The 24,749-nt window shown below is 73.6% G+C and carries 22 protein-coding genes, 1 rRNA gene and 1 pseudogene; 9 read left to right on the plus strand and 15 right to left on the minus strand.

The features are described 5' to 3' along the window. Positions 1 to 5 precede the first annotated feature (5 nt). The 4 genes from ACIF6F_RS34615 to ACIF6F_RS34630 all read right to left on the minus strand — a co-directional run bounded on the left by ACIF6F_RS34615 (position 6) and on the right by ACIF6F_RS34630 (position 4,910). Positions 6 to 1,127 (minus strand): TIGR03364 family FAD-dependent oxidoreductase, encoded by a 1,122-nt coding sequence (locus ACIF6F_RS34615; protein ID WP_399956619.1) that lies wholly within the window; start codon positions 1,125 to 1,127, stop codon positions 6 to 8. A 138-nt stretch (positions 1,128 to 1,265) separates the two neighbouring features. Next, positions 1,266 to 2,024: a GntR family transcriptional regulator gene (locus ACIF6F_RS34620; RefSeq protein ID WP_399956622.1), complete on the minus strand. Its 759-nt coding sequence runs from the start codon at positions 2,022 to 2,024 to the stop codon at positions 1,266 to 1,268. Between the two features lie 101 nt (positions 2,025 to 2,125). Then, complete coding sequence (locus tag ACIF6F_RS34625; RefSeq protein ID WP_399956625.1) at positions 2,126 to 3,028, minus strand: hypothetical protein; 903 nt, start codon at positions 3,026 to 3,028, stop codon at positions 2,126 to 2,128. Positions 3,029 to 3,854: 826 nt separating this feature from the next. Beyond that, positions 3,855 to 4,910, minus strand: coding sequence for an ROK family protein (locus ACIF6F_RS34630; protein WP_399956628.1), 1,056 nt, complete (start codon positions 4,908 to 4,910; stop codon positions 3,855 to 3,857). 313 nt (positions 4,911 to 5,223) lie between these two features. Here ACIF6F_RS34630 and ACIF6F_RS34635 point away from each other — a divergent pair, with 313 nt between their 5' ends. Beyond that, positions 5,224 to 6,309, plus strand: a complete 1,086-nt coding sequence (locus tag ACIF6F_RS34635) for a Gfo/Idh/MocA family oxidoreductase (RefSeq protein WP_399956631.1) — start codon at positions 5,224 to 5,226, stop codon at positions 6,307 to 6,309. 150 nt (positions 6,310 to 6,459) lie between these two features. Here ACIF6F_RS34635 and ACIF6F_RS34640 read toward each other — a convergent pair whose 3' ends face one another. The 4 genes from ACIF6F_RS34640 to ACIF6F_RS34655 all read right to left on the minus strand — a co-directional run bounded on the left by ACIF6F_RS34640 (position 6,460) and on the right by ACIF6F_RS34655 (position 9,733). Further along, on the minus strand, positions 6,460 to 7,317 hold the full coding sequence (locus ACIF6F_RS34640; protein WP_399956635.1) for a fumarylacetoacetate hydrolase family protein: 858 nt from the start codon (positions 7,315 to 7,317) through the stop codon (positions 6,460 to 6,462). Positions 7,318 to 7,439: 122 nt separating this feature from the next. Then, positions 7,440 to 8,345 (minus strand): YidC/Oxa1 family membrane protein insertase, encoded by a 906-nt coding sequence (locus ACIF6F_RS34645; RefSeq protein WP_399956639.1) that lies wholly within the window; start codon positions 8,343 to 8,345, stop codon positions 7,440 to 7,442. A 184-nt stretch (positions 8,346 to 8,529) separates the two neighbouring features. Next, a complete protein-coding gene (locus ACIF6F_RS34650; protein WP_399956642.1) occupies positions 8,530 to 8,871 on the minus strand; it encodes a DUF6412 domain-containing protein in 342 nt (113 codons plus the stop codon). Between the two features lie 112 nt (positions 8,872 to 8,983). Beyond that, complete coding sequence (locus tag ACIF6F_RS34655; protein ID WP_399956645.1) at positions 8,984 to 9,733, minus strand: class E sortase; 750 nt, start codon at positions 9,731 to 9,733, stop codon at positions 8,984 to 8,986. Between the two features lie 264 nt (positions 9,734 to 9,997). On the opposite strand from ACIF6F_RS34655, the gene ACIF6F_RS34660 reads away from it, so the two are divergent. Next, a complete protein-coding gene (locus ACIF6F_RS34660; protein WP_399956648.1) occupies positions 9,998 to 10,996 on the plus strand; it encodes a tetratricopeptide repeat protein in 999 nt (332 codons plus the stop codon). Positions 10,997 to 10,999: 3 nt separating this feature from the next. On the opposite strand, the gene ACIF6F_RS34665 is transcribed toward ACIF6F_RS34660, so the two are convergent. The 3 genes from ACIF6F_RS34665 to ACIF6F_RS34675 form a co-directional block, all read right to left on the minus strand. Then, positions 11,000 to 11,926, minus strand: a complete 927-nt coding sequence (locus ACIF6F_RS34665) for a YDG/SRA domain-containing protein (RefSeq protein ID WP_399956651.1) — start codon at positions 11,924 to 11,926, stop codon at positions 11,000 to 11,002. Between the two features lie 62 nt (positions 11,927 to 11,988). Beyond that, positions 11,989 to 12,903 carry a hypothetical protein gene (locus ACIF6F_RS34670; protein WP_399956654.1) on the minus strand — a complete coding sequence of 305 codons (915 nt, stop codon included), beginning with the start codon at positions 12,901 to 12,903 and terminating at the stop codon, positions 11,989 to 11,991. 501 nt (positions 12,904 to 13,404) lie between these two features. Beyond that, on the minus strand, positions 13,405 to 13,953 hold the full coding sequence (locus tag ACIF6F_RS34675; protein ID WP_399956657.1) for a GNAT family N-acetyltransferase: 549 nt from the start codon (positions 13,951 to 13,953) through the stop codon (positions 13,405 to 13,407). A gap of 168 nt (positions 13,954 to 14,121) precedes the next feature. On the opposite strand from ACIF6F_RS34675, the pseudogene ACIF6F_RS34680 reads away from it, so the two are divergent. From ACIF6F_RS34680 to ACIF6F_RS34690, 3 genes and pseudogenes are all read left to right on the plus strand, one after another. Further along, a pseudogene (locus tag ACIF6F_RS34680) lies at positions 14,122 to 15,337 on the plus strand (RNA-guided endonuclease InsQ/TnpB family protein); the annotation flags it as partial. Positions 15,338 to 15,794: 457 nt separating this feature from the next. Next, entirely contained in the window at positions 15,795 to 15,971 is a 177-nt protein-coding gene (locus ACIF6F_RS34685) for a hypothetical protein (RefSeq protein ID WP_399956660.1), read from the plus strand. 63 nt (positions 15,972 to 16,034) lie between these two features. Further along, complete coding sequence (locus ACIF6F_RS34690) at positions 16,035 to 16,379, plus strand: hypothetical protein (RefSeq protein ID WP_399956663.1); 345 nt, start codon at positions 16,035 to 16,037, stop codon at positions 16,377 to 16,379. A gap of 85 nt (positions 16,380 to 16,464) precedes the next feature. On the opposite strand, the gene ACIF6F_RS34695 is transcribed toward ACIF6F_RS34690, so the two are convergent. Continuing rightward, the gene (locus ACIF6F_RS34695) at positions 16,465 to 18,033 is read right to left on the minus strand and encodes a DUF445 domain-containing protein (RefSeq protein WP_399956666.1); all 1,569 of its coding nucleotides are present in this window, start codon (positions 18,031 to 18,033) and stop codon (positions 16,465 to 16,467) included. Positions 18,034 to 18,155: 122 nt separating this feature from the next. On the opposite strand from ACIF6F_RS34695, the gene ACIF6F_RS34700 reads away from it, so the two are divergent. The 3 genes from ACIF6F_RS34700 (at position 18,156) to ACIF6F_RS34710 (ending at position 21,624) form a co-directional block, all read left to right on the plus strand. Then, positions 18,156 to 19,607: an SGNH/GDSL hydrolase family protein gene (locus ACIF6F_RS34700; protein ID WP_399956670.1), complete on the plus strand. Its 1,452-nt coding sequence runs from the start codon at positions 18,156 to 18,158 to the stop codon at positions 19,605 to 19,607. Positions 19,608 to 19,742: 135 nt separating this feature from the next. Continuing rightward, positions 19,743 to 20,549 carry an isocitrate lyase/phosphoenolpyruvate mutase family protein gene (locus tag ACIF6F_RS34705; RefSeq protein WP_399956673.1) on the plus strand — a complete coding sequence of 269 codons (807 nt, stop codon included), beginning with the start codon at positions 19,743 to 19,745 and terminating at the stop codon, positions 20,547 to 20,549. A 121-nt stretch (positions 20,550 to 20,670) separates the two neighbouring features. Next, on the plus strand, positions 20,671 to 21,624 hold the full coding sequence (locus ACIF6F_RS34710) for an EamA family transporter (RefSeq protein ID WP_399956676.1): 954 nt from the start codon (positions 20,671 to 20,673) through the stop codon (positions 21,622 to 21,624). 66 nt (positions 21,625 to 21,690) lie between these two features. On the opposite strand, the gene ACIF6F_RS34715 is transcribed toward ACIF6F_RS34710, so the two are convergent. Next, entirely contained in the window at positions 21,691 to 22,830 is a 1,140-nt protein-coding gene (locus tag ACIF6F_RS34715; protein ID WP_399956679.1) for an alpha/beta hydrolase, read from the minus strand. Between the two features lie 138 nt (positions 22,831 to 22,968). Beyond that, positions 22,969 to 23,412 carry a MarR family winged helix-turn-helix transcriptional regulator gene (locus ACIF6F_RS34720; protein WP_399956682.1) on the minus strand — a complete coding sequence of 148 codons (444 nt, stop codon included), beginning with the start codon at positions 23,410 to 23,412 and terminating at the stop codon, positions 22,969 to 22,971. Between the two features lie 137 nt (positions 23,413 to 23,549). Here ACIF6F_RS34720 and ACIF6F_RS34725 point away from each other — a divergent pair, with 137 nt between their 5' ends. Next, a complete protein-coding gene (locus ACIF6F_RS34725) occupies positions 23,550 to 24,572 on the plus strand; it encodes an SMP-30/gluconolactonase/LRE family protein (protein WP_399956685.1) in 1,023 nt (340 codons plus the stop codon). Between the two features lie 80 nt (positions 24,573 to 24,652). Here the strand turns inward: ACIF6F_RS34725 and rrf are convergent. Continuing rightward, a 5S ribosomal RNA gene (gene rrf, locus ACIF6F_RS34730) occupies positions 24,653 to 24,749 on the minus strand; the annotation flags it as partial.

Consider the following 24,749-nt stretch of genomic DNA (forward strand, 5'->3'; position numbering starts at 1 on the left):
GGTGCTTACCAGCCCAGTTCGTTCGCGGTGGCTTCTGCGATGGCGGGCGAGCAGGTCATGCCCCGGCCGCCGGGGCCGGTGACCAGCCAGACGCCGTCGCGGACCTGCTGGCGGTGGACGACACGGGTGGTGTCGGTGCACTGCGCGTACACGCCGGCCCAGCGCCGGCGGATGCGCGGCAGCGGGCGGCCGAGGAAGGCCTCGACGACCTCGGTGAGGTGCTCGTACGGCTCCTCGACGGTGTCGAAGGCGAAGGGGTGCTCGTACTCGTGGGTGTCGCCGATGGTCAGACCGCCGTCGCGGCGCTGGACCATGAGCAGCTGCATCCTGTGCGCGGCGGCGGTCTCGGTCTGCGCCTGCCCCTCGTTGAGCGCGTCGAGGGCCGGGCCCCGGTAGGCCGGGTAGTAGCGGAAGCTGTCGGCGTCCGCGACGGAGGTGGTCAGGGGCTCGCCGAGCGGGTCGGTCTGCATCATCTGGAGGCGGACCCGGCGTACGGGCAGGTCCGGGACCAGCTCGCGGACCAGGCCGGACAGCCAGGCGCCGGTGCACAGGACGACCGCGTCGGCGGTGTGGGTGTCCCCGTGGTCGTCGCGTACGGCGTGCCCGCCCACGACCTCGCGGACCTCGCGGCCGGGCAGGAAGGTGTAGCGCCCGGTGGCCAGGAGAGCGCTGCGCAGGGCGAGTTGGGCGGTGCGCGGCTCGACGGCGGCGTCCCGCTCGCACCAGAGTGCGGCGGTGTAGGCGCCGCGCAGGGCGGGGTTGGCCTCCCTGGCCTCGGCAGCGGTCAGCAGCTTGTAGCCGCGGGCGGCGGCGTCCGGGCGGGCCAGCGCGGCCTCGGCGACGGCGAGTTCGCGCTCGTTGCGCACGAGCGTGAGCGAACCGTTGGGCCGGAAGCCGAGGTCCGGGACCTCTGCTCCGATGCCCTCCCACAGCTCCCTGGCGCGCAGGGCGGTCTCCAGTTCGGCGCCGCCCGCGCGCCCGCTGACCCAGATCTGGCCGAAGTTGCGCAGCGAGGCGCCGCGGGCCTCGGCCTCGCGCTCGATCTGGACGACCTCGTGGCCGCGATTGATGGCTTGCCAGGCGTGCATGGTGCCGACCACGCCGCCTCCGACGACTATGACTCTCACGCCGGAAACGGTCGTGGCGGGGCGTGGCCCGGGGGCGGACGGTCGACGACGAGACGGTGAACAGACCCCCAAGCTTGGACTAGACCCGTTATTTTCTCGTGATGTTCGATCGGGGCAAGGTGGGGCGTTCCGGGCGACTCAGCCGGGGCTGAGGTGGGTGGTGAAGCTGAACCGGTCCCCGCGGTAGAGCGAGCGCACCCGCTCCAGGGGCCGCCCGTCCTGGTCGCGGGAGAAGCGGTGGATCAGCAGCATGGGAAGGGCCGGCGGGGTGCCGATGAGCAGCGCCTCGCGCGGGGTGGCGAGCACGGTCTCCAGCTTCTCGTCCGCGTCGCCGAAGGAGATCCCGAGCCGCTCGCGCAGGTACCCGTAGAACGACGAGTCGGGGTCGAACTCGCTGCCCAGGTGCGGTACTCGGGCCACCCTGATGTACGTGGACTCCAGGCCCACCCGCTCGTCGTCGGCCAGCAGCACCCGCTCCAGGTGCCAGACCGGCTCGCCGGCCTCGGCGCCGATGCCGGGGGCCAGCGCGGGCGGGCAGGGCAGGGTGTCGAGGCCGATGAGCGTACGGCCGGGGCGCCGGCCCTGGCGGCGTACGCCCTCGGTGTAGCTGGCAAGGGAAAGAGGCTGTTCGAGCTTGGGGCCGGCGACGACGGTGCCGCGCCCGTGGCGGCGCAGCCGGCCCTCCAGCAGCAGCTCCCGCAGGGCCTGGCGCACGGTCTCGCGGGCGACCTCGTAGCGCAGGGCCAGATCCCGCTCGGTGGGCAGCAGCCCGCCCTCGCCGAGCTCGTCGATCAGCTCCGCGATCCGGGCCTTGACGGCGTAGTACTTGGGGACGCGGCCGTGCTCGGGGATGCCGGAGCGCACGGGTTCGCCGGGGATGTGCTGGGTCGGTTCCACAGGCCGACCCTACGGCGGCCCGGCGAGCGCACGGTCGGGGGGCCGGGGGGACGGCCTGGGGGGCGGGACGGCCCCGGTGGGGCGGGAGGACCCGGCCCCGCTCAGCGGCGGCGCAGCCGGCGGGCGGCGACCAGGAGACCGGTGCCGGACACGGCGAGCACGGCGGCGGCACCGGCGAACACCGCGTCCCGCTCGCCCGTACCGGGTCCGGTGCTCGCGAGGGAGCCGGCAGCACCGGGCCCTGCCGGCTCCTCCGGCCCCTCCACGGTGAAGCGGTAGCCGCCGCTCTCCCCCACCCAGTCGCCGTCGTCGGCCTTGCGCTGCACGAGGGCGGCGTCCGCGACGACCTCCCCGGGCGGAGCATCCTCGGTGAAGCCGAGGTGCACGGTGACGGTGACGGAGCCGCCGGGCGGGATGGTGAACCCCGGGAACCCGTCGCCGCCGCCGTCGAAGACGGCGATGACCTCGTCCTCGTCGCTCTGCTCCAGCGTCACCGCGTGGGTGCGGCCGGTGCCCCGGTCCGTGAAGTCCATCAGCAGGTGCCGGGCCTTGAGCGCCCGGTCGCGGTCGGTGAACACGACCACCGGGTGCACGGCCTCACAGGTCGTGCGGGTGGTGTTGGTGAGGTCGAGGTACCAGGTCTGCGCGCCACCGCCGCTGCGGTACACCGAGGGGCCACCGCGGATCCGGGCCCCGATGGGGAACTCGGCACTCTTGCCGTCCCCGCACTTGGGCTGGATCCGCGAGGGCAGCGCGGGCGCGGGCTTGGCCCCGCCACCGGTCCCGACGTCGCGCGGGGCACCGACGGGAGCATCACCCGCGGGGGCCGGCCGGGGCACCGCGGGAGCGGAGGGCGCGTCCGGCGCCAGGCCGGGGGCGGCGGCGAGCTGCACCGCCACCGCGGCCGGGGACGTGAAGGCCGGCACCACGGCGGCGCAAGCGGCGGGAGCCATGGCGGTCACGGCGAGGGCGGCGGACAGGACCAGGGCGTTCCGCGTTCGCATGGGCACCTTCGCTGATCGCCGGACGATGGTCTGACCAGGTGACAATCACCCGGTCCTACCCGGCACCCTGCCACGCCCCGCACCCATCCCCGCACGCCCACACGCCACCCCGCTCCCGGCGCCGATCAATTACCCCCGGATGGCTCAGAGGGGCTTTGCGGTGCGGGCCGTGGCGGGATGGCCGCGGGTGGTGCCCGGCCTGGCGGCCGGGGGCGGTGGTCAACGGTGGGCCCGGGGACATGTCTTCTGGAGTGCGCCTCCCGGTACCGCGATTGACTTGCCCGGCAATGCGGCTACAGGCCTTGATGCGCTTCGCCGTCCTACCTTCTGTAGCCGGCTCATGCGTTCAGAGAAGCGTGGTTGCTGATGGTGGGTGGCTGAGGGAGGCTCCCGTGCGCCGGATATCGTCCGCGCCTTTCGCGTGGGCGCACCTTCTGTGGCTGAGGTCCGAGACGGCAGCAACCATCGAAATCCGGTAGTCGTGAACATCAGCCACAGAAGGTGCGCCCAAACGAAACCGTGACACGGTATCCGGTGCACGGGAGCCTCCATCAGCCCACCAGCCAGCTCAGCCACGCTCTTCTGAACGCATGAGCCGGCTACAGAGGGACGGTGCCGGGAGGCGCATGAAGGCCTGTAGCCGACATTCCGGTTGAAGCAGTGGGCATACCGGGAGGCGCAATCCAGAAGACATGTCCACGGGATCACCGTTGACCACCGCCCCTGGCCGCCAGGCCAGGAACGGCCCGCACCATCAGGCCAAGGCCCCGGCCCCATCTACAGCACCCATCACCCGGCAGCACCCCACGCCTACACCCCCGCACCCCTACACCCCCGCCCCGAACACCCTCCCCAGCACCAGTTCCGCCGCACCCCGCGCCACAGCGTCCCCGGGCGCCACCACGACCGGTACCTCGTACGCACCCAGCGCCCTTTCCCGCAGTACCTCCGCGCACCCCCGCGCGAAGACGTCCGGCGCCCGCGCCACCACCCGGCCGCCCAGCAGCACCCGGTCGACGTCGAGCAGGGCCACCAGATTGGCCGCCGCCGCCCCCAGCACCCTGGCGGCCCCCGGCAGATCGCCCCGCGCCACCGCGTCCAGGCACAGCACCTCGGCGCACCCCCGTGCCCCGCACCCGCACTCGGGCCCGTCCAGCAGCAGGACCTGGTGGCCGAACTCCCCCGCGCCCGTGCGCGGCCCGCGGTGCAGGGTGCCGTCCAGTACGAGGCCGGCACCCAGGCCCGTACCCACGTGCAGGTACGCGAACGAACCCGTACCTCCGCTCCCCGCGCCACCCGCGCCCAGCGCGCCCGCGTTCGTGTCCTTGTCCAGCACCACCGGGAGCTCCGGACCGAGCACCCCCGCGAGGTCGGCCCGCAGGTCGACGCCCTCCCACTCGGGGAAACCGGTCACCCGGCCCAGCACACCCGTGGCGTGGTCCAGCGGCCCCGGAGCGGCGACCCCGGCCCCGAGCACCCCCGGGCCCGTGGCCATCGCGGCCACCTCGCGCGCGACGACCGGCACCACCTCGGCGGCGCCCGCGCCGAAGTCCAGCGGCCCGCCGCGTTCCTCGGCCACCCGCCCCGCGAGGTCCACGCGGAGCACCCGGAACTCGTCGCGGTCGACCTGGACCCCCAGCGCGCAGCCCGCTTCCGGCACCAGCCGCAGCAGGGTGCGGGGCTTGCCGCCGGTCGGTTCCCGACGTCCGGCACCGACCACGAGCCCCTCTTCCCGCAGCCGGGCGGTGATCTTGCTGACGGCCTGCGGCGTGAGGCCCGTACGACCGGCCAGCTCCAGCCGGTCCACCCCCGCCTCGCCCGCCTCGCGGAGCAGCCCCAGGACGAGCGCGTCGTTGTGTCCGCGCAGGCCCGGCAGGTTCACGCCGGCCCGCACCACGGCACCCCGACCCGAACCGGCACCCGGACCCACCCCCTGACCCACCCCCGAACCGACACCCGGGCCAACGCCCTGACCCACCCCCGAACCGACACCCGGACCCACCCCCGAACCGACGCCCGAACCGACACCCGGGCCGACGCCCGGACCCACCCCCGAACCCATGCCCGAACCGACGCCGCGCCCGCCACCGCCCCGCGCCTCGCCCGCCCCACCCTGATTCCCCTGCATCACCTGACTCACCAGCCCATTGTCGCCGCTCCTTGCACTTTGGCAACAGCGTTGCTTAAGTAGGTGCATGACGTCCACGACAACGCCCGCCCCCCTCCGCGTCGCCGTCATCGGCTACGGCCTGGCCGGTTCCGTCTTCCACGCCCCGCTCGTCGCCGCCACGGACGGGCTGGTCCTCGACACCATCGTCACCCGCAATCCGGAGCGCCAGGCGCGGGCCCGCGCCGAGTTCCCGGGCGTGCGGCTCGCCGAGACCCCCGAAGCGCTCTTCGACGACCCCGGCGCCCTCGACCTGGTCGTCATCGCCTCGCCCAACAAGACCCACGTCCCGCTGGCCACAGCCGCGCTCCGGGCCGGGCTCCCGGTCGTCGTCGACAAGCCGGTCGCCGGGACGGCGTCTGAGGCCCGGGAGCTGGCCGCCCTGGCCGACGAGCGCGGGCTGCTGCTGTCCGTCTTCCAGAACCGCCGTTGGGACGACGACTTCCTCACCCTCCGCCGCCTGCTGGAGCGCGGCGAGCTGGGCGAGGTGCAGCGCTTCGAGTCGCGCTTCGAGCGCTGGCGTCCCCAGCTCAAGGGCGGCTGGCGCGAGTCGGGCGCGCCCGAGGAGATCGGCGGGCTGCTCTACGACCTGGGCAGCCACGTGGTGGACCAGGCCCTGGTGCTCTTCGGCCCGGCGGTGCGGGTCTACGCCGAGGCCGACGTACGCCGCCCCGGCGCCGAGACCGACGACGACACCTTCATCGCGCTCACCCACGCGTCCGGCGTCCGCTCGCACCTCTACGTCAGCGCGACCACCGCGCAGCTCGGTCCCCGCTTCCGGGTGCTCGGGGCGGGCGCGGGGTACGTGAAGTACGGCCTCGACCCGCAGGAGGCGGCGCTGCGGGAGGGCAAGCGTCCGACCCCCGGCTCACCCTGGGGCGTGGAGGCCGAGGGGCTGTGGGGCCGGCTGGGCTCCGGCGAGTCGCCGCTGACCGGCGGCGGCACGCCCGTACCGACGGAACCGGGCGATTACCCGGCGTACTACGCGGCCGTCGCGGCCGCCCTGCGCGGCGCCGGGCCGAACCCGGTCAGCGCGTACGAGGCCGCCGCGGCGCTCGACGTACTGGAGGCAGCACGCCGCTCGGCGGCCGAGGGCATCACGGTCGACCTCTGACCCGCCGGCCGGAAGCCGGAGCCGCCCGAAGCCGGCGGCCCCGGCACCCCGCCGGCCGGGGCGCGTGGGCATACGCACCTCAGGGAACACCGCACCCCGAGCCACCGACCCAGGCCCCGACTCCGCCCGGCCCCGGCCCCCAACCACCGATCAGGCGTTCTTGAGCTCCTGCCGCTGACGGCCCAGGCCATCGATCTCCAGCTCCACCACGTCGCCGGCCCGCAGGTAAGGCTTCGGCTCGGGCTGGCCCATCGCCACGCCCGCCGGGGTGCCGGTGACGATGACGTCGCCGGGGTACAGGGTCATGAACTGGCTGAGGTACCGGACGACCTCGCCCACCGGGAAGATCTGCTTGGCCGTGGTGCCGTCCTGCCTCTGCTCGCCGTTGACCCAGAGGCGGACGCCCAGGTTCTGCGGGTCGCCGACCTCGTCGGCCGTGACCAGCCAGGGGCCGAGCGGCGTGAAGGTCTCGCAGTTCTTGCCCTTGTCCCAGGTGCCCCCGCGCTCGATCTGGAACTCGCGCTCCGAGATGTCGTGGGCCAGGACGTAGCCGCCGACGTGGGCCAGCGCCTCCTCGGAGGAGTTGAGGTAGCGGGCGGTGCTGCCGATGACGACGCCCAGCTCGGCCTCCCAGTCGGTTTTGACGCTGCCGCGCGGTACGAGCACGGTGTCGTCGGGGCCGACCACGGTGTCCGGCGCCTTGAGGAACATGATCGGCTCCTCGGGTACAGCGGCGCCGATCTCCTCCGCGTGGTCGTGGTAGTTCAGCCCGATGCCCACGATCTTGCCGATCCGGCCCACGGGAGCGCCGGTGCGCAGCCCCTCCGCATCGAGGGCCGGGAGCCCGCCCGCGGCGGCCGCTTCCCGTACCCGGGACAGCACCGACTCGTCGGAGAGCAGGGCTCCGTCGACGTCCGTGACGAGGCCGGACAGGTCCCGGAGGGTCCCGTCCTGGTCCAGCAGCGCGGGGCGCTCGGCCCCTGCCGGGCCGACTCGCAGCAGCTTCATGGGCATTCTCCCGTGGTCGTGGGTGGTCGACCCGTGGACATGCCCCGGGCCGGACGATGGGTTGCGGCCATCGGAGGATTGGCTGATCCTCCAAGAAGACCGCTCAATCCGCAAGACCCCGTTCACAGACTGGAACGCGCCCCCGTCCCGGTGGTACGGGCCGCCGCCTCCCAGCGCCACTGGAGCCAGGCGCGCTCCGCCGCCGTCCAGGCAGTGGTGGTGAGCAGGTAGAGCCCGGCGGCCAGCGGCACCACAGCCGCGGTGACCACGGTCCCGAAGGCCAGCAGCGGCAGCCACCTGCCGACCTTCTGCAGGGCCTCACCCCCGGGCAGCGCACCCGCACCGGCGGAGCCGACCGCCGCACCAGCACCAGCACCAGCACCAGCACCGAACCGACCACCCGTCGCACCACCAGGAGCGCCACCGCCCCCGGCCTGCCCCCCGCTCCACGTCCGGGACCCGGCGGCCCCCAGCTCCGGCACGGCCGCAGCGAGTCCGCCGGCCCGCCGGGCCCGCAGCACCGTCCACGTGGCCACGGCGGCGATGGCGGCGAAGAGCCCGAGGAAGACCAGGCCCTGCGCCCCGACGAGGCCGCCCTCCCCCAGCGCGTCCGACCACCGCGAGCCGAGCGGCGCCGCGAACAGCCGGTGGTCCAGCAGTGCGTTCACCTCTCCCCCGATCCGGTCGGAGGAGAAGTCCCGGTACATCGCGAAGAAGACCGGCAGCTGCACGAAGATCGGCAGCAGCCCCGCGAACGGGGACACCTTCGCCTCCGCGTGCAGTTCGAGCACCGCCTTGCGCAGCCGCTCGGCGTCCTTCGGTGCCGGGTGCCGGCGCCGGAGCTCGGCCACCTCGGGGGCCAGGGCCGCCCGGGCCTGCTGCGACCGGAACGCCGAGCGGTTGAGCGGGTACAGCGCCACCCGTACGAGCAGGGTGAACACCACGATCGCCGCGGCGGTGGCAGCGGTGGCGAAGACCGGGTCGAGCAACCCGGCGAGAGAGGTGACAAGGGTCGAGAAGACGGACATACGGGCCCTCCGAAGGGTCTCGTCCTGCGTTCCGGCATGGGATGTCGGCGCGACGAGCCGCGGGGGCGCGGTGCTGGAGAAGAAGGGATGAGGGATCCGGACAGGAGATCCGGATGACGATCCCGGGACCCACGGGAAAGGGAAGCGGAATTACCCTTCCCGGTTCAGGTCCGTGAACGCGCCCCTACGCGGCCGTCAGGGCAGGACGGCCTGGGGCCCTGGGCCGGGAGCGGCCGGCCGCGTCGGGATCGCGCTGTGGCAGGAAGGCCGTGCGCTGTTCCCTGTCCCGTATCGCGGTGCGTATTCGGGTCGGCGGCACGGTGAGGACGACGCGCGCAGCCAGGACCGCACAGGCCATGGCGGTGGCGACGGCGGCCGTGGCGGCCAGGGCGACGGCGGTGCCGAGCGAGCCGTCTGCGGCGAACGCCCCGAGAAGCCCCAGCAGACCGCCGAGGCCGAACAGACCACCGAGGCCGAACAGACCGAGGAGCCCGAACAGCGCTCCGCGCTCACCGTCGCGTGCCATCACGTCCCCTCCCCTGCCGACCCGTCTCACCCCTTCACCTTTCAAGACCACACAACCGCGAATCCGGTTGCCCGCCCGCGCCCACGAAAATCGAAGCATTGAAGACCCGCGGCTACCGAGGGACCGACGACCTCAACACCCCCCACACCACCAGCCGGTACTTCGAGGTGAACTCCGGCGTGCACGTGGTCAGCGTGATGTACGAGCCGGGCGCGGAGTAGCCGTACGACGGCCGGACGACGCTGCGCGGCACGGGAGCGATCACCCCGCCGTCCCGCGCCGAGGTCTGGTCGAGCCGCTTGTCGACCACGTACGTGTACCGCCGGCCGCGCACGTCGACGACCAGCAGGTCGCCGGCCCGCAGCCGGTTGACGTAACGGAACGGCTCCCCATGGGTGTTGCGGTGGCCGGCCAGCGCGAAGTTGCCCGGCTGCCCCGGCTGCGCGGTACCGACGTAGTGCCCGACGTAACCCCGGTCCAGCACCGCCCGCTTGCCCACGCCCTGCGCGACCGGCGCCACCACGTCGAGGCGCGGGATGCGCAGCACGGCGTACGCCTCCTCCCTGCGCGGCGGTTCGACGCGCGCCCGCCCCCCGCCGACCGGCACCGCGGCCCGCGCCGAGGGCGAGGCCCCCGGCTCGACGACCGGCTCGGCGCCGCCCGGCTCCACCGGCACGGCTCCCCCGGGCGCCTCGGCGGGCCCGGCGGCCCACCGGCTCTCCAGGGCCCGTACCTGGCCGCGGGCCTCGGCCAGCGCCTCCCGGTTGGTCCACCACAGCTGGTGCACCACCAGCAACAGCAGCACCAGCCCGCAGGTGACAGCCAGTTCGGCGCCCGCCCACAGCAGCCGGCCGGCCCCCACGCGTCGGAGCGAGGACCACCGGAGCCCGGCCCACCCGGACCCACCGCCCGGCCCGCCCGGCCCGCCCGAACCACCCGAACCACCCGGCCCACCCCGCCCGCCGGACCCGCGGGAGGCGCGCAGCGTCACGTACCGCGTACGCCGCCCCTGTACGACGACCGGAACCCGCTCCCGCACCGGCTCCCCCTTCCGCCGGGCGCACCCTAGAACCTCCCGCGCCAACTGACCAGCGGCAGACCGACCCGCGGCAGTACGGTGTTGACCATGCGCCCCGATACGCCTGACGAGCACGTCGCCGAAGCCGATCGCCTGCTGCGCACGGCCTCCCGCTACCCCGAGGACCAGGAGCCGCTCATCCTCCAGGCCGCGGCCCATCTCGAACTCGCCGACGAACGCGAGCGGGCGAGCGCCCTGTACGACCGCCTCCTCGCCGGCACCCCCGCGAACCCGCACCTGATCAAGGCACTCCAGGCCGCCAACCTGTGGGAGTACGGCCACGAGGCGGAGGCCCGCGCGCTGATCGCCGGCATCCGCGCGGCCGCCCCCCAGGACCCCGCGCCCTGGGAGGTCATCGCCGAGGCCCTGGAAGCCCACGACGAGCTCGCGGAGTCGCAGGCCGCGTTCACCGAGGCGGCCACCCTCCTGATCAGCGAGGACGAACCCCTCTCGACGGCATCCGCCGCCCTGCTCACCGGGCGCCACCGGGTACGGCGCCTCCTCGGCCTCCCGCACGACGACTGGGACATGGTCGCCGACACCCGCCACACCGGACCGATCCCGCTGGACGAGCTCCACGACCCCAAGCGCATCTGGGCCCTGGGCTCCAGCGACCCGACCGAGCTGCGCGCCGAGATCGCCCGGCTGCGGGCGGAGCTCGGCGACCGCCGCGCGGCCCTCTCGCGCCCGTTCCCGGTGGCCGTCCTGCACTGGCCGGCGGCGGAACTGACCGAACTCCTCACCTCGTACCCCGCCCTCCAGGCGGAATACCCGTCCCACGAGGCGCACCTGACCCAGATCGAGGCCTCCCTCCGCGACCTCGCCTCCTCGGGCACCCCGAACCTGGGCATCGTCACGGGCAGCGTCCCCTCGTACGAAGCCTTCGCGGCCTCCGAGAAGACCTCCCCGTCCTCCCCGTCCCTCCTGGCCGAATACGCCACCACCCTGGCAGCCCGGGGCAAGGCCACCCCCTGGCCCCCCGCCCCGTCCTCCCCGTGCTGGTGCGCCTCGACCCGCCCGTACGCAACCTGCCACGGCGCCCCCTGACCCCTACTCGGACCGCGGTGCCCAGCGTTCCCGGTGCTTGCGCACGAACTCCAGCCCTATCAAGTGCCCTTGGGCACGGGTGAGCGTCGCGCGGAACTCACCGCTGAACCCGTCCAGCACGTCCAGGTCGTCGGAAAGGTGCAGCGCCCCACGGTCGAAGAGCGCGTGGCAGTTGGGGCAGAGGCAGAGCAGGTTCTCCAGCCTGTCCTCGCCGTTGTGCGGCTTACCCACGGCCTGGATGTGCGCCGCCTCGCTGTAGGCCTCGCCGCTCGGTGAGACGACGAGGCGCAGCTGGCAGACCTGGCAGGTGTTGTCGTACATCCGCTTCACCTGGCGCACGATCTTGGAGTCCCGGACGAGCCGGTCCTGCGAGATGTAGCGGCGGACCTGCTCCTCCAGGTCGGTCGGGGCGCCTTCCAGCGGGTCGACCGCCTGTGGTGTGGGAAGCTCGCCGGGCGCGAGCTTCCGCAGCTCGAACTGGCAGATGCGGAAGCCTTCCTGGCCGACGGTCATCCAGTGTTCGGCCACGCGGTAGAGCCCTCGGTACTCGTAGCCCTTCATCGCCCGGCGCCGCTTGCCGTTCGAGATGCCGAGCCCCTCGATGACCCGTACGGGGTGCCCGAGCGCCTGCGAGACGACGAGGGCGGCGTTCCCCCGCTCGCCGAGCGTCTGGTCCGCCACCATGAGGCCCGAATCCCGGTCTCGACCGCCCATGCCCGTGTAGACGATCCGGTCGTGCTCGATCCGGTCGTCGATGTAACCGCCGGACAGGACGATCGAATCCGCACCCGTCTCGGACGTCCCGGAAATGCCCTGGCCCTTGAAGCGGTGCAGGCCAGCCGCATGCAGTTCCGTGTGCCCCTTGAACCAGTCGCCTTCGGCCACCCCGTCAGGAGTACCGAAGAAGATCGAAGTTGATCGCTCAGCCATGAGGGCATGATGCCAAGCCGGCGCTCACCGTCGATCACCTTCCGACAAGGTCGGTCACCTCCCTACTGCAACGGCAGCTGGAGTTGGGTGTGGCCTCTGGCGTGGATGGTGAGGGGGGTGGGGCGGGTGGTGGTGAGGGTGAGGAGGGTACGGAGGGCCTCGACGATCAGGGCGGGGGCGTCGCGAAGCATCGAAGGGGTCGCGCTCGCCACCAGGACGCCGTGGGACTCCAGGCGGAGACGGCGCAGGAGCGTGGCGTGCCAGGAGTCGCGGGTGTAGTGGTACTCCGCCGAGTCGACCTCCAGCGCCACGCCCTCGTCGGGCCAGTACGCGTCCGGGGTGGCCAGGAAGGTGCCGTCCGTGGTGTAGAGGCGGGCGTTCCAGAGCGGGGGCGGGAGGTCGGAGGCGGCGAGGGCGTCGCGGGCCCTTCCCTCGGCGATCGAGCGGACGCCGGCCAGCAGTTCCGTGGCCGCGGCGCGGGTGGCTGGGCGGTTCAGGGCGCGGGCGGCGCGTAGCTCGGCGTACAGGTCGTGCGGGTGGACCCAGCCGGACTGGACGGTGTTGGCCAGTACGGAGCGGACCTGGTCGGGGTCGGTGGCGCGCAGGGCGTAGTCCGCCGCCGCGCGGACCGGCCGGGTGACGGGGATGCCGTCGACGCTCATCGTGACCGGGCAGCGGCTGGTGGGCATGGGGCGTACGTACCCGGTCGCCCGGAGCGTGCGCGGGGCGCGGATCAGCACGTCCACCGGGGTGGCCGGGGCATCGCGGATGCCGAGCAGTGCGAGTGCCGCGCCGCCGGTGAGGGCCGCGGCGGCGCCCGAGAGGGGCTCGGCGTCGGCCGGGGCCGCGTACAGCACTGCGGCGAGGGCCCGCTGGCGCGGGTCGGGCGGTCCGGTCTGGAGCAGGCAGACGCGGGGCAGCGGCCGCTGCCACGGCCCTCCCGGGCGGGTGCGGCGGCTGATCGTGCCGGCCGACACACCGGCCCGCCGGAGCTGATGGATGGTGGCCAGGTTGAGCTGCCGACGGGCGAGGTGGTTCGGCTCCCGTGCCGAGGCCGAGGCTCGTGCGGGTACGGGTACGGGTACGGGTGCCCTCCCTGCCGCTGCGGCCGCGGCGGCCGCCCCCGCTGATGCCGCCGCGGATCCCTTCCCGACGGCTGCTGCGGCAGCTGCTCGCCTTGCTGGGCGCGTCGGCCCCATGGGCAGCGCGCGGCCGGGCGCCGGTCCCGGGGCCGGCCCGCCGCCGGGCACTCGCGCCGTGACCGGTCCGCGGCCTGATGCCGGTGCCGGCGGTCGGTCCCGGCCCGGTCCCGGCCCCGGTCCCGGCCCCGGTGCCGGGCCACGTGCCCTGGTGGGTTCCGGGACGGGAGTGGTCGGGGCATCGGTGTCCGGGTGGCCCGGTGCCGCCTCGGGGATCGCGGGCTGGAGGTGTGCGTTGTCGGTGATCATGCCCGCGGTATGCCCCGTGCCGGGTGGGGGTCATGCCTGGGACGCGGCTCCGGGGTGCTTCGGGGCGAGGAAGACCAGGACGCCGTTGGCCGTGCCGGGGAGCGGAGGCACCTCGTGCCAGCCCAGGCGCCGGTACGTCGCCACCGTGTCCGCGGCCTTGCGCGCGGTCAGCAGCCAGGCCCGGCCGTCCGGCGCGTCCGCCGTGATCTCGGCCAGCAGCGCCCGGCCGGTGCCGCGCCCGCGGGCGTACGGGCGCACCGCGAGTTCGTCTATCTCCAGAGCCCCGACCAGCAGTTCCGCCACCCGGTCCGCGCCGAGCTGCGCCGCGACGCTCGCGTACGCGCGTCCGGTCGGGAACGGCCCCGGGGTGAGCCAGGCGGTCGCAAAACCGTCGACGCCCGTCTCCGACTGGGCCAGCGCGGTGCGGAAGCCGGCGCGGCGCGCGTCGGACTGGAGGCGCCCGCTGAACTGGCGAATGGTTTCTTCATCCTCGTTCCACGGCGGGGCGGAGAAGACCTCGGCGTACGCGTCGACCAGTTCGTCCGAGAGGTCGAGGACGGCCGGTCCGTAACAGATCACCGGACTCCTTCCAGGAGGCCCCCGCCTTCAGGCGGGGGTGGGGGTACCTCCCGCTTGCGGGGGAGAACGGATCCTAGGCGCGGAGCCGCGAAGCGGCGGAGTTCTCTTCGCATATGTTCTGACCTGCACTCTCTTCCGTTGTCAGTGGGGGCTGTTACGTTGCGGTTCATGACGACCGACGCGATGGCCGAGCAGGTGGCCGGGCACGCCCGGTACACCTACCGGTTGCGCCTGTCGTCCACCGCCCGCACCGCTTCGGAAGCGGAGTGGGGGCGCTGCCGGTGGGTGTGGAACGAGTGTGTGGCGATGTCCCGCAAGGTCCACGCTCTGGACAGGACTGTCGGACAGCGGATCACGTGTGGCCCGGCGCAGCTCGACAAGATGCTGACCGAGGCCCGGCAGTCGATGACCTGGCTGCGTGAGGGTGCTTCGGTTCCTCAGCAGCAGGTCATCCGGGACTTCGCAAAGTCCCGCACCAAGGCGCTGAAGGACATCAAGGCGAAGCTGCCGATGCGGCAGCGTGCCGGGATGCCCCGTATCAAGCGCAAGCGTGAGGCCGCGCCGTCGCTGAACTACACCACGCGGGGATTCCGGATCAAGGACGGCCGCCTGCACCTGGCGGGCGGCATCATCGTGACCGTGGTGTGGTCCCGGGAGCTGCCCGAGCCGCCGTCCTCGGTACGTGTCTGCCGAGACAGCCTGGGGCACTGGTACGCGTCGTTCGTGGTGGCGACGGTGAACGGGGTACTCCCGGAGACCAGCCGTGCCATCGGCATCGACTGCGGCGTGAGGGAGACGGCTACCACCACCTCCGACGCCCATGACCTGCCGCACCCGCAGCACGGGAAGACGGCAGCGCAGAGGCTGGCGCACTACCAGCGGCAGATGGCCCGACGCCGCACCCCAAAGAACCGGCCCGACACCAAGGGCTACAAGAAGGCCCGCCGGGCGGCGGCGAAGATGCACAAGAAGATCGCCCGGCAGCGGACCGACACCGGCCGCAAGTGGGCCAAGGCCGTTGTCCGCGACTTCGACCAGCTCGCGGTGGAGGACTTCCGTCCGAAGTTCCTCGCGAAGACCACCATGGCCCGCAAGGCAGCCGACGCCGCGATCGGCGCCACCAAGACCGCGCTGGTCGAGATGGCCCGCAAACACGGACGCACCGTAGACCTGGTCCACCCCGCGCACACCACCATGGACTGCGCGCACTGCGGAGCGAGAGCCAAGCACCGCCTACCTCTTTCCGAGAGAACGTATACGTGCACCGCATGCGGAACCGTGTCTTCGAGGGACAGGAACTCCGCCCACGTCATGCTCGTCCGGGCTGGTCTCGTACCCGGCTAGTGCTGATCTTGTAAGACCTGTACCCCCGCCGGGGGCCAGGCGAAGTGAGCTGGGAATCCCCATCCCTCAGGTGGGGAGGAGTCAAGTGCGTACTCCCTGCGCGGTAAGCGCCGGTTGGGCGGCTTGGGGCGTTTCTCCCCTCTCGGAGAGCGAATCTACGCCGGGGCGGTTCCCGGGGGGCCAGGTCCGCGGATCCGGAGGGTGCGGGGCAAATCCGACTTCTGTACGCCGGTCCCGAGCTGGCCCTTTACGGACCGCGACCCCACCCCGCCCGCGCCGCCCCGGCCCACCCCGCCCGCGCCGCCCCGGCCCACCCCGCCCGCGCCGCCCCGGCCCCGCCCGGCCGCACCGCCCCGGCCCCGCCCGGCCGTCGCCACGCCGTGGCACCGCCCCCGTGCCCCCGCACCCCGTATCGCAGTCGCCGCCCGCGCGTTGAGTGGGTGTCAGACCGAAATTCGTACGTACGACGAGCCGGAGCACCCATGTCCCAAGGCCTGTTGACCAGACTCCTGCTCGGCGTCGGCGGCTGCGCCGTGGCGTTCCTGCTCGTGCTCGGTCTGATGTCCCTGCTGCCGCCGACGGTCCAGGACGCCGTGCCGGACTCGGTGCTCGGCGGCGCGGTCCTCGTCCTCGGTCTGGCCGGCGCCCTCCGGGCCGCCCGGCGTCCGCGTTAGCCTCGAAAGCCTCGGATGTTCCGAATGCGTCCGAGGAACCGGATCCCAGGGAGGGGATGGACCATGGCGCGGATTCCCACGGCAGCGGTGACCGCCGGCGGGCTGGTCGGCGGCTACGCCGTCGCACGGTGGACGCGCAAGCGGCCGCTGGGCGGTGCGGTACTGGCCGCCGCCGGAGCGGTGGCGGCGCGCGAGTGGCAGCGGTACGCGGGCGTCCCGGCCGCCGCCGCGCTGGGCGGTCTGTACGTGGCCGGCTTCGCCGGCTCGCACCCGCTCGCGAAGAAGATCGGCGCGTGGCCCGCCGTGCTGGCCGCCGCCGGCGTCGTCTCCACGGCGGCCTGGCTGGTCTCGGACCGGCTGCCTTCGGGGGACGAGGACTGGTCCTGCGAGAAGCCGGAAGAGCTCTAGGGAGCTGACGCGGACGGCGGGGCGGGCCCACCACGGACCCGCCCCGCCGCGGCGCGCACCGAAGTCCGCCCCCCGTCCAGCGCCCCTACGCCCCCGCCGCCCGCGACACCGTGTAGATCAGCAGGCCCGCCAGCGCGCCCACCACCGTGCCGTTGATGCGGATGAACTGCAGGTCGCGGCCGATGTGGGCCTCGATCTTGCGGGAGGTGTGCTCGGCGTCCCAGCCCGCCACCGTGTCCGTGATGAGGGACGTGATCTCGGTGCGGTAGTTGGTCACCACGTACACCACCGCCCCCTCCGTCCAGCCCTCCACCTTCGCCTGGAGGCGGCCGTCCGTGGCCAGCCGCGCGCCCAGCGACATCAGCGAGGACCGCACCCGCAGCCGCAGCTCGCTGCGCTCGTCCTCGGCCGCAGAGATGATCATCGAGCGGACCGCGGACCACGCGGAGGCGATCACGTCCTGCACCTCGCCGCGCCCGATCAGCTCCGTCTTCAGCCGCTCCACGCGCTCCCGCGTCTCGGTGTCCGACTGGAGGTCCGCCGCGAAGTCGGCCAGGAAGCGGTCCACCGCCCCGCGCGCCGGGTGCTCCGGCATGTCACGCATCTCGGTGACGAACCGCAGCAGCTCCTTGTAGACCCGCTCGCCCACCTTCTTGTCGACGAACCGCGGGGTCCACCCGGGCGCACCGCCCTGCACCGCGTCCATCACCGAGTCCGCGTGCGTGACCAGCCAGTCGTGCGCCTTCACGCACACCAGGTCCACGACCCGCCGGTGGCCGCCGTCGGTGACGACGCGCTCCAGGGTCTTGCCGACCGCCGGCGCGATCTCCGCGCTCTCGGCGCGCCGCGTGATCGCCTCGCCGACCACCGCCTGGACGTCCGAGTCCCGCAGCACCGTCAGCGCGCCGCGCAGCGCCGTGGCCAGTTCGGCCGTCACCCGGTCCGCGTGCTTCGGCTCGGCGAGCCAGGCGCCGAGCCGGCCGCCGATCCCGAGGGCGTGCAGCCGGGCCCGTACGACGTCCGAGGAGAGGAAGTTCTCGCCGACGAACTCGCCGAGCGAGACGCCCAGCTGGTCCTTCTTCGTCGGGATGATCGCGGTGTGCGGGATGGGCAAGCCCAGCGGCCGCCTGAAGAGCGCGGTGACCGCGAACCAGTCGGCCAGCGCGCCGACCATGCCCGCCTCGGCCGCGGCGGCCACGTAACCGGCCCAGGCGCCCGCGCCGGTGTTCTGGGCCCACTTGGCGAGCGCGTAGACGACGGCGACCAGCAGCAGCAGTCCGGTGGCCGTCGCCTTCATGCGGCGTACGCCGCGCCGCTTCTCCTCGTCGGCGGCGCTGTACGCGAAGACGGCGCGCCCGCCCCGCGGCGGCCCGCCGCCGGCACCACTGGCACCCCCGGGACCACGCCGGCCACCGGAGCCACCCCCGCCACCCGCACCACCGATCCCGCCCGGCCCACCGGCACCACCCACACCACCGATCCCACCCGGCCCGCCAGCCACGCCCGGCCCGCCGGCCGCACCCGGCCCGCCGGCCCCGAGCTCCGCCTCGCGCCGCGCCCCAAGTGCCGGCGTACCTGTGCCTTCCACCGCTCTCCTGCCTTCCCCCGCCCCCCTGATGGCGCTGCGGCCCGCTCCCGTACCGTTCGTACGCATAGCATCTGGTCGCAGTGCCACTGTCGCCTACTTGACCGACTCCCGGGGCGCGCCACGAGTTCCCGGAGTCGCCCATTCCGGCGTACCGCCCCCCCACCCGCCACCGGAGGAGAACCCCCCGCATGACCGCCCCGAGCCCAGGCCGCTTCGATTCCCGGCAGCGCCGGAGCCTGCTCGGCGCCTTGGTGGCGCTGGTCGTCCTCGGAGTGGCGGGGATCTTCACGGCGGTCCTCGTCGGCCTGTGGGGTGCCGACGGCGACGACCCCCGGGGTTCCGGCCGCAACACCGGCCGGACCGCGGGCCCGGTGGACCGCGGCGGCGCGCTCACCCCCCACTGGGTCGGCACCTGGTCGGCCGCGCCCGTAGGCCCCGAGCCGGACACGTACCTGCGCGGCCACTCCGGCCGTACCTTCCGCAACGTGGTGCACACCAGCATCGGCGGCGACCAGGTCCGCATCACCCTCTCGAACCTGTACGGCGAGCAGCCCCTGCGCATCAGCAGCGCGACCGTCGCGCTCGCGGCCGGCGCCACCACCCCCGCCGCCGAGCGGGGCTCGCTGGCGCCGCTGACCTTCGGCGGCGCGGCCACGGTCACCGTCCCGCCCGGCGACGAGGTCACCAGCGACGCCGTCGGCCTGCGCGTCCCGGCGGACACCGGCCTGCTGGTCAGCACGTACGCACCGGCGTCGGGGGAGCCGGGCGGCCCGGTCACCTACCACCCCGGCTCGCGCCAGACCTCGTACGCGGCCGACGGCGACCGGACGCAGGACGAGTCGGGCGACCCGTTCGACTCCCGGACCACCGCCTGGCGACACCTGGTCGCGGTGGACGTGCGCACGGACCGGACGGCCGGGGCGATCGTGGCCTTCGGCGACTCGATCACGGACGGCGCGATGTCCTCGGTGGACGAGAACCGGCGCTGGACCGACGTACTGGCGAACCGGCTCCGCAAGGGCGGGGCCGACGAGCAGTCCACCGCGGACACCGGCACCGACATCACGACCGGGACCGGCACAGGTGCCGGTGCCGGTGCCGCCGCCGGTCCCGGTCCCGGTCCCGGCAAGGACGGCGCCACCCCCCGCCTGAGCGTGGTCAACGCCGGCATCAGCGGCAACCGCCTCCTGCGCGAAGGGGTCGGCCCCAGCGGCCTCGACCGCTTCGACCGCGACGTGCTGTCCCGTGCGGGGGTCCGGGTCGTCGTGATCGAGCTCGGCATCAACGACATCGGCCGCACCGCGCGCCCCGCCGAACCCGAGAAGATCGTGGCCGGCCTGCGCGAGCTGACCGAACGGGCGCGAGCCCGCGGACTGCTGGTGGTGGGGTCGACGCTCACCCCGTACGGCGGGCACAAGAGCTACTCGGCGGAGGGCGAATCGGTTCGCCGCTCGGTGAACGCACGGATCAGGGCCGGCGAGGTCTTCGACGCGGTGGTCGACTTCGACCGGATCCTGCGCGACCCGGAGGCCCCGGACCGGCTGCGCGCCGAGTACGACTCCGGGGACCACCTGCACCCGGGCGACGCGGGCTACCGCGCGATGGGCCGGGGCTTCGACCTGAAGCTGCTGACGTCCTGAGCCGACGTCCTGAGCTGACGCCCTGAGGGGGCTCCGACCAGGGCCCCAAGGACGGGGCCGGCGGCAGGCCCCGTCCACACATACCCGTCGGAAAATCGCCAGCGCCCGGGCCCCGCACCTGATGGACTCGGACGCATGACCACCACCTCGGCCGCACAGGCCTTCGCCGCCCTGCACGACCCCGCCGCCCCGCTCCGCCTCGCCAACGCCTGGGACGTGGCCAGCGCCCGCATCGTCGAGGCCGCCGGCGCGCCCGCCGTGGCGACCACCAGCGCGGGCGTCGCATGGAGCCTCGGGTCACCCGACGGCGACGTACTGGGCCGGGAGCGTGCGGTGGACCTGGTCCGGCGGGTCGTCGCGGCCGTCGGCGTACCGGTCAGCGCGGACATCGAGGGCGGCTTCGGGGCCGACTCCGACGGCGTCGCCGAGACGGTCGCCGCCGTCGTACGGGCGGGCGCGGCCGGCGTCAACATCGAGGACGGCCCGCGCGACCCGGCCGACCAGGCCGAACGCCTCGCCGCCGCCCGTGCCGCCGCCGGCCCCGAGCTGTACGTCAACGCCCGCATCGACACCTACCTCTTCGGCCTCGGCGAGACCGGGCCCGCCCGCCTCGACGAGACCCTCCGCCGCGCCGAGGCCTACCTCGCGGCCGGAGCCAGCGGCATCTTCGTGCCCGGCACCACCGATCCGGCCGTCGTCGCGGAGCTGGCCAAGGGCATTCCGGCCCCGCTCAACGTCCTCGTCGGCCCGGGCGCGCCGAGCGTGTCCGAACTGGGCGCGCTCGGCGTGGCGCGGGTCAGCCTCGGCTCGTCCGTCGCCGAGGCTGCGTACGCCGTGGCCCGGCGCGCGGCCGCCGAACTGCTGGCCTCGGGTACGTACGGCGCGGTCGCGGACGGCCTTGAGTACCGCGACCTGAACGCCCTCCTGCGGGGCGACGCCTGAGGCCCCTGAGGTGGCCGGGACGGGCGATCCACCCCCGACAGGGGCCCGAACCCGGCCATCGCTGCCCGATAGCGGGCAGAAATCTCGACTACGGCTCGCCCGGTCCCTAGGATTCCGCGTCATGCGCACAACAAAGGACAGCCCCGCCGCCCTTGCCACGGCCACCCCCGCACGGCACCTCGGCGGGGCCGTCTGGGCCGCCCTGCTGATCGTCTACGTGGTCTGGGGCTCGACGTACCTCGGCATCCGGGTGGTCGTCGAGACCGTGCCGCCCTTCCTCTCCTCGGGCGGCCGGTTCCTCGTCGCGGGCCTGCTGATGACCGGCCTGATCGCCTGGCGCTTCGGCCCCGGCGCCCTCCGCGTCACCTGGCCGCAGCTGCGCTCCGCCCTGCTGGTGGGCCTGCTGCTGCTCCTCGGCGGCAACGGCATGGTGGTCCTGGCCGAGACCGCGGTGCCCTCCGGGCTCGCGGCGCTGCTGGTGGCCGCGGTGCCCATGTGGGTGGCGGTCTTCCGGGCCGCGACCGGCGACCGGCCACCGGTGCGCACCCTGACGGGTGTCGGTGTCGGATTGGCCGGGCTGGCGGTGCTGACGCTGCCGGGGCTGAGCGGCGAGATCAGGCTGTGGGGCGTGGTGCTGGTCCTGATCGGCACCGTGCTGTGGTCCCTCGGCACCTTCTCCTCGGCGCGGCTGCCGATGCCGAAGAACCCGTTCACGGCGAGCGCGTACGAGATGCTGGGCGGCGGGGTCGCCTCGCTGGCCGTGGCGTTCGGCCGGGGCGAGCAGCACGGGTTCTCGTTCGCCGAGGTGTCCACGCGGTCCTGGGTCGCCTTCGGGTACCTGATCGTCTTCGGCTCGCTGGTCGCCTTCTCCGCGTACGCCTGGCTGCTCCAGTCGGCGCCACTGTCGCTGGTCTCGACGTACGCGTACGTCAACCCGGTGGTGGCCGTGCTGCTCGGCGCCCTGATCCTGGGCGAGGCGCTGACCTGGCCCATCGTGGTGGGCGGCGCGATCGTGGTGGCCGGCGTGGTGGTGATCGTCAGCACGGAGCGGCGCGGCCGGGCGGGCACGTCGTAGACACGCCCCCTCGCCCGATCCCGGTCATCCCTCGGCCGACCCCGGTCATCCCTCGGCCGACCCCGGTCATCCCTCGGCGGACACGGCCGGGCCGGGGACCGGGGCCTGGAGGACCCTGCTGATCCACTCCAGCGAGCCCTCCCGCATGCCGCGCACGTAGTCCCTGCCGTTGTGGGCGCCGTCCTGGATCACCCGCACCGTGGTGTGGACCGGCCCCTTGCCCCAGTTCCGCACGAACCGGTCGAGCTTCTCCCGGCCGTTCTCGCGGGTGCCGATCTGGAAGTTGACGTAGACGTCCGGCCCCTTGCGGTCGATGATCCGCTGGGCCAGCACCTCCGGGTCGTTCTCCCGCTTCTCCTTCTCGTGCCCCTTCCAGAGCGGCGAGTCGGGCGCGGTCTCGGGCCCGCTGGCGATCACCGCCTTGAACCGCTCGGGGTGCGCCATCACCTGCTTGAGGCCGACGTAGCCACCCGAGGACGAGCCCATGAAGGCCCAGCCGTCACGCGAGGCGAAGGTGCGGAAGTTGGCCTTGACGAAGTCCGGGACGTCCTCGGCCATCCAGGTGCCCATCCTGGGGTGGCCGGGTATGTCGGAGCCGTCGTAGTAGAACTTCCGGTCCGGGTTGATCACCGGCATGACCACGATGAACGGCAGGCTCGTTCCGGCCTTCACCCCGTCGGCGACGGCCTGCTGGAGGCCGAGGTCGGTGCCCATCCAGTAGTTGGTGGGGTACCCGTGGCCGCCCGGCAGCGCGATCAGCACGGGGAAGCCGCTCCTGGCGTACCGCGGGTCCTTGTACTCCTTCGGCGTCCACACCCACACGTCGCCGGTGAAGCCGGACTTCCCGCCGTGCAGGGTGGTCCTGCCGATCTCGGTGCCGTCGGGCAGGCGGTTGGCCCGTACGAAGCGCGCCTCCGGGCCGGCGGGCAGGGACACCTCGGGTCCGGCGGGGCGGCGGGCGGGACGGTCGCCTGCGTCCGTCTCGTCGGCGGCGTTCTGCTGGTTGAAGGACATCGGCTCTCCGTTGTCGGAGAAGGCGTCGAGCCGGTACGCGAGCACACCGCCGCCCGCGACCAGCGCGGCGGCGACGACGCTGGCCACCCGGGCGGTGCGCCTGTTCCTGCGGCGCCTGCGGTCCCGGCGCCCGTCGGCCGGCTGCGCGGGGTACGGATCGGACGGGCCTCCACCGCCGGGGTACTGCTGCACGGACCTTGACTCCTCAGGACAGAACGGACAGGAAGGGACGAGGTGTCCCATCCAGCCTGACGAGCAAAACGCCGCACGGGTTTCAGAAGGTGACGAATCCCCCGGCCCCGGCCCTCCACGGAGACGCGCAGGCCTCCCCTATTCCGGCCGCACCCCGTCCAGTACCGCGGCGCACCGCCCCAGCATCCCGGTCAGCGCCGCCCGCTCCGCCTCCGTGAACTCCTCCACCAGGGCCCGCTCCACCCGGATCGCCGCCGAGTCGGCCTCCGCCAGCACCGCCCGGCCCGCCTCGGTGAGCCGGGTCTCCAGCACGTTGCGGTGCCACTCGTGGGGGGTGCGCTCGATGAGCCCGCGCTCCTGGAGGTTCTTCAGCACGGTGTTCATGGTGGGCGGCGTGACCCCGCAGACGCGGGCCAGGGCGGCCGCCGAGATGCCCGGGTTCTCGGCGAGCGAGAGCAGGGCAGCGTACTGCGGAACCGTTACTCCTGCCGGCTTGAGCGCGGCGTGCTTGGCCGCCTGAAGGGCCTGCTCGGCCCGCTTGACGTGGAAGCCGAGGCGCTCGGCGGCGGGCATGGAGGTCATCTCCGCATCGTAACGGCCGTGCGCCCCCGACACTCCGTCATGACGATAAGACCATTGACGATCATTAGAGTTCTAATCTACATTCGTACCGACCCTCAAAGAAGAGCAAGAAGAGCAAGAAGACCCGAAAGGCTCCCATGCGTTTCCGCTTCTGCACCCTGGCCGCCGCCACCACCGCGCTTCTCGCCGCCACCCTGCCCGCGCTCACCCCGACGACCGCCTTCGCCCGGCCCACGGACCACCACCGCACGGCCCCGGCCGCGCCCACCGTCACCACGGCGTACGGCCTGCCCGGCGCGGCCGTGTACCCGGAGGGCATCGCCGCCGACCCGTACACGGGAGCGGTGTACGTCGGCTCGTACGCGGACGGCACCGTCTACCGCGCGATACCCGGCCGGCCCACCGCCGAGGTCTTCCTCCCCTCGGGCACGGACGGCCGCCGCACCGCCAACGGCCTCAAGGCGGACCCGCTCGGCAGGCTCTGGGTCACCGACTCGACCAAGGGCGTCGCGGTCTACGACATACGCACCCGTCGGCTGCTCGCACGCTTCGACGTCCCCGACACCGCGCCCCGCTTCGTCAACGACGTCGCCCTCGCCCCGGACGGCACGGCGTACCTCACCGACAGCGTCCGCGAGGTGGTCTACCGGGTCACCCCGGCCGACTTCGCGTACGCCCGCGCCCACGGCGGCACCGGCGAACTCACCCCGCGGTACGACCTCTCCGGCACCCTGGAGCCCCACCCCGCCGGCACCTTCACCCTCAACGGCATCGTCGCCGACCCCGCCGGCCGGTACCTCCTGGTCGTCGACATGACCGGCGGCGACCTCTACCGCGTCGGCCTGCGCGACGGCGCGGTCCGCAAGGTCGCCCTGACGGGCGCCGACATGGCCCACGCGGACGGCCTCGACCTGCGCCACGGCACGCTGCGGGCGGCCCACAACACGGTCAACACCCTCACCCGCTGGCAGCTGAACCACGACGGCACGGCGGCCCGCCTGGTCCGCACCTTCACCGACCCCTCGCTGGAGATCCCCACCACCCTGGTCCACACCCGGGGCCGCACCCTGGTGGTCCGCTCCCAGTTCGACAAGGGCGGTCCCCTCGGCTCGCCCGGCACCCCGGGCCCTTTCACCATTGCCGCGGTGACGGGCCTCTGAACCACCACGTCCACGGAAACGCAGAAAAGCCCCGCACCACGATTCTTTCGAATCAGGTGCGGGGCTTCCCCACAATGATTGCTCGGCGGCGTCCTACTCTCCCACAGGGTCCCCCCTGCAGTACCATCGGCGCTGAAAGGCTTAGCTTCCGGGTTCGGAATGTAACCGGGCGTTTCC

The sequence above is a fragment of the Streptomyces sp. NPDC086023 genome (assembly GCF_044540325.1).
Classification (GTDB): domain Bacteria; phylum Actinomycetota; class Actinomycetes; order Streptomycetales; family Streptomycetaceae; genus Streptomyces.